Origin of the sequence: Paenibacillus sp. 8b26, assembly GCF_050626875.1 — a bacterium.
Taxonomy (GTDB): Bacteria; Bacillota; Bacilli; order Paenibacillales; family Paenibacillaceae; genus Paenibacillus.
The window spans coordinates 3,969,977-3,982,017 of the sequence record NZ_CP192445.1 but is presented as its reverse complement, the minus strand read 5'-3'; the positions used below and the strand labels follow the sequence as shown (position 1 = coordinate 3,982,017).

Here is a 12,041-nt window from a genome sequence, read left to right as displayed (position 1 = left end):
AATTTCAACTAAACAACATTCTATGCTAAAATATTGACGTATCTACAAGAAAAGGAGATTGTAAACCTTGTCGAATCCAGTATACGGGAAACAGGCCAAAACGTCGACCCGTGACGATAAAAGGCCGGCTATATTTTGGGTGTTAATTGTTGGAATCATTCTGTTCTTAGCTTGGGCCCCCTTCCAGGCTGCACTTTTTAATGGGCAAATGCTCGATTTTGAGAAGCCTCTGTATTGGGCTTTGATCATCAGCACGATTCTATTGATTTTGGGAATCGTAACCTATTATAAGAAATTTAAATTGGAAGATCAAAGAGACTGGTTGGCGGTGCTTGTCATGTTGCTCCCGCTGACATATGTTCTCTCGTTGATTTCGGCTGCTTCTCATTATCTCGCTATGAACATGGTAGTGGTGCAGTGCATCTATGCCTCATTGTTCATCATTACATTGTACGCCTTGCGAGATCGGTTGAGCAACCGGATCATCCAAACAGCGATTATGACCGTTGCTTACCTTATTATAGGCTTCGGATTCATTAACTGGTTCGGGCAGTGGGTATTGGCCGGTCGCTTGGTAGGATGGTTCTCGTCGATGGTCATTGGCAATCATTACACTGATGCTGTCATGACGGACTCCAACGGCTTACGTCTAACATCAGTCTTCCAGTACGCGAATACATATGCGGCATTTTTGATGGCGTTTTTGTTCGCGGCAGTCTTTTGTCTGATGAAGTCGAAGACGTGGTATGGAAAAGCGGTACACGGCTTTATGCTGGTGCCTATTCTGGTATCACTATTCCTGACTCTTTCACGTGGTGGCCTCGTGATGCTGCCCGTAGTATTTGTACTGTTACTCTTGTTCTTTAAACCTGCACGTCAAATTTTGTGGATTCTGCATTGTGCAATTGCGGGCGTGGTTTCACTTGCTATTTTGAGCCCCATTACAAACTGGGGATTGCAGCTGAATCAGACCTACAATGGCGCTGAGGCAGCAAAAGGCTGGGGACTGCTGATTGGCGCTTCTCTCGTGACTGCTGTTGTTCTCTGGCTCATTCAAACCTCACTGGGGTCTCGTCTGGAGAAAGGGCTGCAAGGCCTTGCCTCACGTAAGCTGTCTAACCTGTGGCTTCCTGTCGGTTCTGTGATCGTAATTGGTATAGTTGCGTTTCTTCTGATCGGTACAGGGCTACGGAGCTTTCTGCCAGCCAACGTGGAGACACGTCTGGAAAATATCAACTTCCAGCAGCATAGTGTGCTGGAACGTATAACCTTTTACGGTGATGCTTCCAAGCTGATTGCCGATTATCCGTTGATTGGAGCAGGCGGCGGCGGTTGGGCCACGCTGTATGAAAAATACCAGGACTATGGCTATACAAGCCGTCAGGCACATAACTTCTTCATGCAGTATCTCGTAGAGGTTGGTATTCTTGGATTTATTATTTTCATGGCGTTCATTCTTTATATTTTCTACAAATATATTAAGAGCTTCATCAAGAAGGATGAGGAGCATCGGGATAGTTACTTCCTCTACCTGATTTTAACCATGTCCATTCTGCTGCACAGTCTGCTGGACTTTAATATGAGCTACGTGTTCATGGGCATGCTGGTGTTTATAGGATTGGGTGGTATGGCTGCCGCGATGGATACACAGCCTGTAAAACGTTTGGCGATGAAGCCTGAGGGCTTCCGTCCGATTTATAGTATCGTCATTGGTATTCTCAGCATTGTGCTCCTGTTTGTGGGACTGCGCTTTATACAAGCCAGCAGTGCTGCTCAAGAAGCCAAAGCACTGGAAAGCAGCAATTCTTTTGAAGAAAGACAAGCTGCTTACAACAAAGACTTGAATCTGCGTCCAACTCACATTGATTCCATTGTTGGCTTGTCTCGTATGTATTATCAGGTGTATCAGCAAACGAAGCGCGAAGAGTTCTATACAGGCGGTCTTGCCGTTCTCGACCTGGGGTTGAGTGCAGAACCGTTTAATAAAAATATGCTGATCATTGAGATGAGACTTGAGCAAGCCAAAGGAAACAATGACAAGGCCTTTGCCATTTTGGAAAATAACCGCTCTAATTTCAACTGGGATCTGGATTGGCACAATTTACTGATCACTCAAGCGTTTGAGTTTGGTAATAAAGCTCGTTTGGCCAAGGACACAGCGAATGAAAAGAAATACTTTGATGCTGGAATGAGTACTTATCAGCGTATTTTGGATGGTATGGCTCATTTGAAGACATTACCTCCTACGCAATTCACAGGCCGCCCTTGGGAGATCACACCATCAATTGCGTTGAATGCTGGTAAGATTCAATTTGTATCTGGTAAGCCTGCTGAGGCTGCTAACATTTTGAAAAACGGCTTAAAGGATGATTTGAGCGATGCTACAAATCGTGAGGTCGCGCGTTACTACATCGCTGCTCTGCAAAAGCAGGGACAGGATGATAAAGCTTTGTACGATAAGCTGATTCAAGCTGATCCGAAAGAAAAAGAGCAGATTGCTCAGTTGAAATCGGAGAAATAGTAATAATAAAAAAGCGTCTCTCCGTTATCGGTTAGACGCTTTTTTGTGTATTTTCCTCACACAAAGATGGGATTTCTACAAATCTTTAACTGTGTTTTTCAAATAACGAATTAAGCCCTCACGCAAATCCTCATGCTGCAATGCATAATGGATGGAGGTTTCAATAAACCCAAGCTTTTCCCCCACATCATGACGATTTCCTTCAAAATGATAAGCCAAAACCGGCTGTTTGGCAGCAAGTTGTGCAATGGCATCTGTCAGTTGAATTTCACCATTCACACCTGCCTGTTGTTGCCCCAATATGTCAAAAATGTCCGGCGTTAATATATATCTGCCCAGAATAGCTAAATTAGATGGTGCTTCACTCTGTTTGGGCTTTTCTACTAAGCGGCTGGTTTCATACGTCCGTTCCCCGATCTCCTTGCCATCCACAATACCGTAACGATGCACTTCTTCCAAAGGAACCGGCTGCACGCCAACAATTGTTTTCTGATACTGATCAAACACGTCAATCATCTGTTTAAGGCAGGGAACATCAGCCTCAACGATATCATCACCAAGCAGTACAGCGAACGGTTCATCACCTATAAATTTGCGTGCGCACCAAATGGCGTGCCCAAGACCCTTAGGTTCTTTTTGTCGGATGTAGTGAATATCTGCCATTTCTGATGACTTGAGTACCTGTTCCAGCAAGTCCCATTTCTTTTTTTCTGCCAAATTATACTCCAACTCGAAGGAAGAATCAAAATGATCCTCAATCGCTCTTTTACCTTTACCAGTAACGATAATAATATCTTCAATCCCAGATGCTACAGCCTCTTCAATAATATATTGAATGGTTGGCTTATCTACAATCGGAAGCATTTCTTTAGGCATCGCTTTGGTAGCAGGTAGAAAGCGGGTTCCTAATCCCGCAGCAGGAATAATCGCTTTACGGATTTTCATGGGTTAATCTCCTTTGTCTTCAATATAACGGATAGATATACTTCTATGATTATAACAGGAAGATAGATTGATTTGATAGGTTAAAGAAGAAGACATCTTCCCTCAAAGAGAACATGTCTTCCAATCTCTAGCTTGCTATATGATTATATTATGCTTCTATGATCTTTCTTGCTCCAGCACAAATATACAGTTATTTACTTCACCAGTTGCCCACGTGTAACGCCAAGTTGGTTCGTCGCTTTAAGCGTCTTCCAAACCTGCGTACCGCTGATTTCTCCGCGCAGAGCACGGTTATAGAGATCAATTACCTCTCGTACCTGCTCCGGTGTCTCCTCCAAAAACTCCACGCGGTAGCGGGACACGCCCAGCTCCATAAAGTTGGACAAGTACTCGGCACCGGATTGCTCGATGGCATTGTATACCGTGTTGCGACAGCCTTCGTCCACGCGAACGGGGTGAGACATACCAATACGGTCGCGCAGGGATGCGCGATGGTCCTCACATGGACGTCCGCAGTTGGTGTAGTCCGTGCCTTCGCTCATGAAGGTGCAGTATACGCAATGTTCGGTATGGAACATCGGCATATGCTGCTGAATCACGATCTCCAGCTTATCGGTACGCGTGCGTCTGAGCATATCGACCATTTGCTGGATGTTCAGGTCGTACGACGGCGTAACAAGGTCACAGCCAGAATCCAGGAACAGATCAGCCGCTTTGTGGTTAGCGACATTCAGCGAGAAGTCACCGATCAATTGCGGATGGTGTGCATCTGGATTTTCTAACCGATGACGCATGTAGAAATACAGCGCACCCGGATTGCGTACCAGCACAGCATCTGGCTTCAGGCGCAGGATGTTGTTGTGGTAGCCGTTTTCACCCGGCATGTGAATACGCGGGGTCGCCAGCGCAATTCGACGCCCTGCGGCGTGCACAGCCTCTACGGCTGCCGGGAATTGTTTGATGAACTCGAAGTCGGCGTAGATGAACTCCACGCCGGCCTCCAGCGCAGCCTCAACCTGCGGGAGGCTGCGGCACAGCGCGGTCAGTTCTGCCTGACCGCGTGCCACTGGCGATGCGGGAACCGATGCATCGCCATACACCTCTACCGCCTGCTTCGTGTACACGGGCGGTTTGGGGCGCTCACCTGCGAGCAATTCCACCGCCTGACGGCGGATGCTGTTCAGCTCGCGCATCGGCACGATGACGTCCCCATGCAGGTGGACGTCCAGTTCCTCCAGCTGGAACACCGTTCCGCCCAGTCGGCCGAACTGCTCCTCAAGCAGTTCGCGCGTCATTGGACGCTTCTGGGCGATTTCAAGTTCCAGCTCGGAATCCACGCGGACCGTCGTGCCTTTCTGCACATCGGTCCACCAGGTCGACAGCGGCTGCCCTGGAGAGCCGCTGACACGCACATGTACCGGGAAGACGCGGTACGGCTTGTCGGTGTCGTACGTCTGGCGCAGACGCTTGTCCAGCGCCGGGTCGTTGGTCTTCCAAATGCGGTCGCCGACATGTACACGGCGCAGATCCACATCGTTGCGTCCCGCTACGATGTCGATAATCCAGCCTTCTCCGGCTTCGCCTTCGATCTTTACACCCTTGCGACGGATATCGTATACGCGTCCGCCTTCTTCTTTTTGCGTGGGATCTCCTGCATCGAATACAATGCCGTCGCCACGCTTCAGCGGCGCATCAATACGGCATACTACGCCGTCACGAAGGATTTGTTCCACCCGACCCAGATAAACACCCCGACTTTTCGGGAACGTACCGTCAACCAGCTGCTTGTTATTCGTTCCTTCCAGAAACCCGTGCGTAAAGCCGCGTGAAAAGCTTTGCTGAAGCTCGCGGATATCTTCTTTGCTGGTCTTGGAAGTGTCACCTTCAAAATACTTATCAATCGCCTTACGGTACTTGCTGACCACGTTGGCTACATACTCAGGCGTTTTCAGGCGTCCTTCGATTTTAAAAGAGATGACACCTGCGCCAATCAACTCCGGCAGCAGATCAATTGCAGCCAAATCCTTAGGTGACAGTAAATACGTCACATCGGCCATCGGCTTTTGCTCACCATCCACCATCAGATCGTAAGGCAAACGGCATGCCTGTGCGCATTCGCCACGGTTCGCAGAGCGTCCGCCCCACATTTCAGAAGTCAAGCATTGACCCGAGTAAGATACACATAACGCGCCATGCACGAATACTTCCATCGGAAGTCTCGCTTGCTCACCTATTTTTTGAATCTGTTTTAAGTTATTTTCACGTCCGAGCACGACCCGCTCAATGTTGTACGGTTTCGTAAACTCTACCGCCTCCGGCGAGGTAATTGTCATCTGGGTAGAGCCATGGATCGGAAAATCCGGCGAAATATCGCGGATCATTTTCACCAAGCCCATATCCTGTGCAAGCAACGCATCCACACCTGCATCCACGCAAGCATCGACCAGTTCCTTGGCGTCCTCCAGCTCGTTTTCAAACACCAGTATATTGAATGTCAAAAAGCCTTTAACCCCGTAGCTATGCAAAAACGCCATAATTTCAGGCAGTTCATCCATACGGAAATTGTTCGCACGCGCCCGTGCATTAAACTTTTCCACCCCGAAAAAGATTGCATCGGCTCCATTCGCCACCGCCGCACGCATACAATCCCAGTCACCGGCTGGTGCCAGAAGCTCGACATCTTCTCTTCGTACTGCTGATTTCATCTTTGTCCTCCCTATACTGAGAAATAACTTGTTATTCTTTGGTTAAGCGTTATTTTTCAGAGCAGCGATGCTGCTTATTTTAAAATCCTATGAACTATCATCCTATCCGATCATCCCTACTCTGAACCCCAGGCTCACGGGATCAATGGCATCCAACTCAAAAAATCCGCACGACAAGCATTTGCGGCATAATCATTCTTATCTTGTAACTAATCTAGTGTACCAGACTGCGCTCCAAGCTTCTACACTTTCCAAGCGATTCCTTGCAAAAATATCATACTAAAAATAAAAACACCCCCAATCCCGTCAAACGGTACATTGGAGATGCTTGAACAGCCTTTGATCTTACTGCTTACCTCACTCTTCAAAAGATTAGCACTCTTATGGCGGGCACCAGCGAAGCGGGCCATTTGAATCCGTAGAAGCGCAGCGTTCGCCTTTGACGCGGGATTCTTACCATTCAATCCCTTATACAATCAAAGAATCCCGGGTCAACAGCGATCGAAGGATCAAATGGCACGCGCAGCGCTCTCCCCACCATAACTCGCTAATCTTTTCCCTACTTCACAAAATTAAATGAATTCAGCGTTGAATCCAGTGCATTAGACTGCACGCCCGTATTGTTCGCGTCATTCAGCGTCGTTGTCACGGTATACGTTTTTCCGTCACGCTCCAGAACAATTTGGCGGCCTGTATAGCCAATGCCCTCTTCCACACGGTGGAATGTAAAGGAAGCTGCCGGAACCCCGGCGAACGTCACGTCCTTAACCTCTTCAACCTTGAGATTTTTGTAGCTTTTACCCTGCTTATCGTAAAAGTCCTTGAGCTGGGATACCGTTAACTCGAACGATTTGTCATTATCGACTTTGATGGAGAAGCTTCCTCCGGTAAACTGGTACTCCACATCACCCAATTCAAACTGGTCACTGATCGCTGTCCAGTATCGTGGAATATTTACTGTGTACTCATAGGCTTTGGAAGTCTTTTTGACCGTTTTCGTTTTGTCTGCCAGATAGTCGTCCTCTTCCAGTTGTCCGAAGTTGCTCGCTACGGTTTGGAAATCGATTTGAAGCGAGGAAATGAGCGCATTGAACTGATCATTCCCTTTGCTCACTTTTTCCGGCACAGCGTATTCAGCCAGATAGCGGTATCCATTTTGCTGAATCAGCACATTGTATTCCTTAACCCATCCATCGCCAAAGTTGTATCGATACTCCTGAACCAGCCCCTGAACCCCCGCAACCTCAAGTGGATAGGTCTTCTGGGACTCATAAGCTGTAGATACAAATGAATCACTCAGCCACTTTTGCAGCTGTCGGCTCCAGTTCTCCAACGTGGCATCAGCAGGAGCCGAAGTCACTTTCAAGCGGAAACTCGATCCATCATTGCTTTCGTACTGCATCCGCTGATCGTCCATTTTCCAACCTGCCGGTATGCTAAGCGACACCCCATAGTCCGGATTTCCAGCCTCACGTGTTCCCCCTACGACGGTCGACAGGTCTTTAATGCTTTTATCCTGTGCATTGAAGGAGGTCTTAAAAGAGTTCAACAGACCCGCATACTGTGCGAGATCCTTATAGTTCGTTGCTTTGGCATCGGAAAAATAAATCACGTACAATCGTCCGTTGTCATAATACTGACGGTTTTCCCACAGCACGCCGTCTCCGTCCTTCGTAATGACACGTGCATAAGGCACCTTCGATTTTGGAAAGGATTTTCGGTCTACAACGATTTCTCCCGTCTCCTTTGCGGTTTGCACCAATTGTTGAAGAAGATCGTCCGCATTCAACGGAACCGGCTGTGAGGCCGTATGTACTTCCATATAGTACGCACTGTTCTCGTCCATAAATGTGGAGACGCTCTCATCCCCACCACCTTGTCCGATGACCAGCCCTGTAGGATAGTTCATGGACCAATCGTAGTAACTGTTCCCGATCTGCGTCTTGCCCTCATCATTATCAATGCTCGGCGTTTCTTCAGCTACTGTGCCTGCCTCTTCTTGCGCCTCCATCCGAATGACAATGCCCGCACCATTCTTCTCCAGCTTGCCTCCGAGACCCTCTGCTACTTGACGCAATGGAACCATCAGGACACCTGATGACATTTCCGGTGGAGCGGGGAGCGTTACCTTATGACCGCCCACCCAGGCAGTACGGCTACCGATGGTCAGCGATACGATGCGAGCACCGCTGCTAATTTTGACCACATTATCTTCGGCCAGCCGAATTTTGCTGTTAAATGCTTTTTTGAACACACCAGCCGGAACCATCAACGCACCGCTTTTCGAATAGGGTTTTGCAATATTGGCATTCTGACCGTTCACGATGGCTGTGTTGCTGCCGCCTTGCAGGCGTAGCTCCAAGATCGGTTTATCGCTGTCCGCCGCCACTGCGGGCAAAGCAGATAGCAGAACGGACAATGCAACCGCGCCAGCTCCCAGCTTATGCATCATTTTTCTTTGAATATGCTTCACAGTAATCTCCCTCTAGCTATATTTGATTTCATACCGATCCGTTTTCAATTACTTTCCTGTAGATGCCGCCTCTTGGACTGACTCAGATGCTTCCTTGGAAGGCACTACATTGCCATCACCAGCCGACTCATCCGAGTCCCCGGCATCCTCTCCGGCCTGAATAGATTCATAGATTTCACCATTATCCTGTGACAGTACCAACTTGCGTTTTACAATATCGCCGTCCGTCTGCATAAGCAAGCTCACCGTCTGCCCAGGCTGATAGCTTTTAAGCAACTCGTTGACATCGATAGCGGAAGCCACACGCTTGCCGTTTATGCTATACAACTCGTCGCCTTCCTTGATTTTGGCCTGAACAGCACTAGCCGAAGTAATTTTTGTGACTTTCAAAGGGTCCTCCGTAGGCAGCCCCACGATCGCCGACCAGCTCTCTTCCAATCCTAAACCAAGACTGGCACGCCGAACCTCACCATACTTGAAAAATTGAGCAATGACATACTTCACCGTATCCGAAGGAATCGAAAAGCCCATATTTTCAATACCGACAGCCGAAAATTTCATCGTATTGATCCCGATTACCTCTCCTTTGAGGTTTACGAGCGGACCGCCACTGTTACCAGGATTGATCGCGGTATCGCTTTGGATAAGTCGATAGGCAGCGTTGACGCCACGGTTCAATCCGCTGACGACACCCGAAGTTGCCGAATTACGCAGGGAAAAAGAGATAGGCGTACCGATAGCCACTACCTGCTCTCCCACCTGAAGATTATTCGGTGAGCCTGCTAAGGTAGCAGGTTTAAGGCTGCTTGCCTTGATTTTAACCAATGCCAGGTCACTGACCGGATCACTGTAGCTATCTGTAATACTGTAAGATTTACCATCCGAGGTCACGACTACCGCATCATTTAATCCTTCAATGACATGTGCATTCGTGACAATCCATCCATCTGTCCGAATGATGACCCCTGTGCCGTGAGCAAGGTTGTACCGATCTCCGCCTGCCACGGTTTGGCCCGTTGCTGAGCGGCCGATGATGCCTACCACAGAGGGAGATACATTTTTAACCACCTGCGGCACACGATCGGCCGATAACGTATATGTACCATTTGCGCTGTTATACGCGCCGCTGGTTCCTAATGCTTTATTCACATCGCCTACGTTGACATAGACCCCGCCGTTAATGACCTTCGCCTTCAAAGCAGTTCCACTGCTGGCTGCACCTGCTGTTCCAGAAACACACAAAGCGCTGCCCAAAGCCAGTATGACCGCCCTTTTCCCCATCTTACGCATAGTTTCACCTTTTCCTCTCTAACATGACCCTGTTCTATCAGTTAGTCCAAATCTACCATAGAGGAGACACGCATACAATCGCTTTTAGCCCTATCTTTTTCTAAAAAAGCTATGTTTGCCGCTAACATAACCCCTCATGTCATTTATACTATAAAATTACCAAATCCTTATATCAAGAAAATAAGCAAAAACGATAAATAATCGTTATAGCGTTTGGGCCATTCCTTCGTTTACGGGCACTTCCAACTGTGATACCATCACATTATATCTTAGTTTTATTGTCGGAAATAAAAGTATAATCTTGAATCCCTGCAAACAATGCTTATGAAGGAGGCAAATGGATGGCTTACGAACCAATCTGGACCGCTCATCCCGATAAACTGAACAAATTCGAATTTGCCAAGCTGGAAAAGGACGGCCTTGACGTCATACGCACCATTATCGAAAACTATGCGAGCGAAGGCTTCGATTCGATCACTGCGGACGATATGGATCGTTTCAAATGGGCCGGAGTGTATCAGCAAAAGCCCAAGGACGGCCATTTCATGATGCGTGTCCGCATCAACACAGGTATCATGACATCAGCGCAGGCACATGCATTGGCGGACATAGCCACGCTGTACGGACGCGGTCTCGTTGATGTTACCACCCGTCAGGCTATTCAGTTTCACTGGCTGACGGTTCAAGACTTACCCGATATTTTTGAGCGTCTGGAAAAAGTTGGATTGTACTCCTTTGAAGCCTGTGGCGACTGCCCTCGTACGATTGTTGGCAATCCTTTGGCAGGCATTGATCCGAATGAATTGGTCGACACCAAGGGTATTGTGGATGAAGTCAACCGTTTTTTCCTATTAAATCGGGACTTCTCCAATCTGCCGCGTAAATACAAAATGTCCATCTCCGGTAATACGTACAATAATGCGCAGGCTGAAATTAACGATTTGTCCTTTACGCCAGCCACTAAAGTAATCGACGGGGAAGAAGTCATCGGCTTCCATGTGATGGTCGGTGGGGGCTTATCCGCCAAGCCGCATTTGGCGCAATCGCTGGACCTGTTTGTCCGTCCTGATGAGGTTTTGAAGGTTTCCATTGCAGTCACCACCATTTTCCGGGATTACGGCTATCGGGAAAAACGACATCATGCCCGCCTGAAATTTCTCATCGCCGATTGGGGCCCGGAAAAGTTTTTAGCCAAGCTCACCGAGTATATCGGCGAAATGCCCGGCCGGGGCGAGGATAAAACGATCGGCTGGCAAGCAGCCTACTTTGACGGTGTGCATCCACAAGCGCAGCAGGGTCTAAACTATGTCGGTCTGAACGTGCCAGTCGGCCGTCTGGATGCTGACGAGCTACATGAGCTGGCTGAGCTGGCTGACCGCTACGGTGACGGACAGATTCGTACCACCATGTCGCAAAATATTTTGCTAAGCGGCGTGCCGGACAATCAGGTGGATGAATTACTACAGGCTCCTGTGCTGCAACGCCTGACGCCACAGCCTAAGCATTTTATGAGCCGTACGGTTTCATGCACCGGGAATGAATTCTGCAATCTGGCGCTTGTGGAGACTAAAAAGCGGGCGGTTGACGTTGCCGAGTATTTAGATCAACACGTAGAGCTGGATGAAAAAGTGCGCATTCATTTCATCGGCTGCCCGAATTCTTGCGGACAAAAGCATATTGCGGACATCGGTCTGCAAGGCTCGCTCATTAAAACACCCGAAGGTATGGTCGACGCGTTCGACATTGCTGTCGGCGGAGCGCTCGGATCGGGTGCCCAGTTCAATAAAGCGCTCAAAGGCCGCGTGCGTGGTGATCAGGTCGGCCCTGTGTTGGCAGAGCTGATTCTGTTTTACAAAGAAAATCGAAATGCCGACGAAACCTTTTATGCGTATGTACAACGGGTAGGCATTCCGACTTTTCAGGAAAAGCTATCTGCTATTTTGCAGTCCAGCACCGTCGCTTCCTGAGTACCATTTTAGTAAGGCCATTTCTATAACATGTTCTCTTATCTTCATAAAGAGCGCCCAAGCCTGCCTGTTTGTATCTCGCATACAAGCAGGCTATTTTCTTATGGTCATAACATGACTGCAAAAGATCCTCTGCTGTG

Annotated in this window: 6 protein-coding genes; 2 read left to right on the top strand and 4 right to left on the bottom strand. The window is 48.3% G+C overall.

Going from position 1 to position 12,041, the window contains the following annotated elements; translation table 11 throughout:
* The first annotated feature begins 67 nt into the window (after positions 1-67).
* Positions 68-2,521 (top strand): O-antigen ligase family protein, encoded by a 2,454-nt coding sequence (locus ACQ4MX_RS18290; protein ID WP_431086501.1) that lies wholly within the window; start codon positions 68-70, stop codon positions 2,519-2,521.
* A 75-nt stretch (positions 2,522-2,596) separates the two neighbouring features.
* Here the strand turns inward: ACQ4MX_RS18290 and galU are convergent, their stop codons facing one another.
* The 4 genes from galU to ACQ4MX_RS18270 form a co-directional block, all read right to left on the bottom strand.
* The gene (gene galU / locus ACQ4MX_RS18285) at positions 2,597-3,466 is read right to left on the bottom strand and encodes a UTP--glucose-1-phosphate uridylyltransferase GalU (RefSeq protein ID WP_431086500.1); all 870 of its coding nucleotides are present in this window, start codon (positions 3,464-3,466) and stop codon (positions 2,597-2,599) included.
* Between the two features lie 194 nt (positions 3,467-3,660).
* Positions 3,661-6,171 (bottom strand): DUF3656 domain-containing U32 family peptidase, encoded by a 2,511-nt coding sequence (locus ACQ4MX_RS18280; RefSeq protein WP_431086498.1) that lies wholly within the window; start codon positions 6,169-6,171, stop codon positions 3,661-3,663.
* A 559-nt stretch (positions 6,172-6,730) separates the two neighbouring features.
* A complete protein-coding gene (locus ACQ4MX_RS18275) occupies positions 6,731-8,644 on the bottom strand; it encodes a stalk domain-containing protein (protein WP_431086497.1) in 1,914 nt (637 codons plus the stop codon).
* Positions 8,645-8,692: 48 nt separating this feature from the next.
* On the bottom strand, positions 8,693-9,934 hold the full coding sequence (locus tag ACQ4MX_RS18270) for a S1C family serine protease (protein ID WP_431086495.1): 1,242 nt from the start codon (positions 9,932-9,934) through the stop codon (positions 8,693-8,695).
* A gap of 341 nt (positions 9,935-10,275) precedes the next feature.
* On the opposite strand from ACQ4MX_RS18270, the gene ACQ4MX_RS18265 reads away from it, so the two are divergent.
* Positions 10,276-11,901, top strand: a complete 1,626-nt coding sequence (locus tag ACQ4MX_RS18265) for a nitrite/sulfite reductase (protein WP_431086493.1) — start codon at positions 10,276-10,278, stop codon at positions 11,899-11,901.
* Positions 11,902-12,041 lie beyond the last annotated feature (140 nt).

Bases quoted from the DNA above. Each gene is read 5' to 3' on its own strand.
- ACQ4MX_RS18265 (WP_431086493.1), top strand. From the start codon at position 10,276: ATGGCTTACGAACCAATCTGGACCGCTCATCCCGATAAACTGAACAAA.
- ACQ4MX_RS18270 (WP_431086495.1), bottom strand. From the start codon at position 9,934: ATGCGTAAGATGGGGAAAAGGGCGGTCATACTGGCTTTGGGCAGCGCT.
- galU (WP_431086500.1), bottom strand. From the start codon at position 3,466: ATGAAAATCCGTAAAGCGATTATTCCTGCTGCGGGATTAGGAACCCGC.
- ACQ4MX_RS18280 (WP_431086498.1), bottom strand. From the start codon at position 6,171: ATGAAATCAGCAGTACGAAGAGAAGATGTCGAGCTTCTGGCACCAGCC.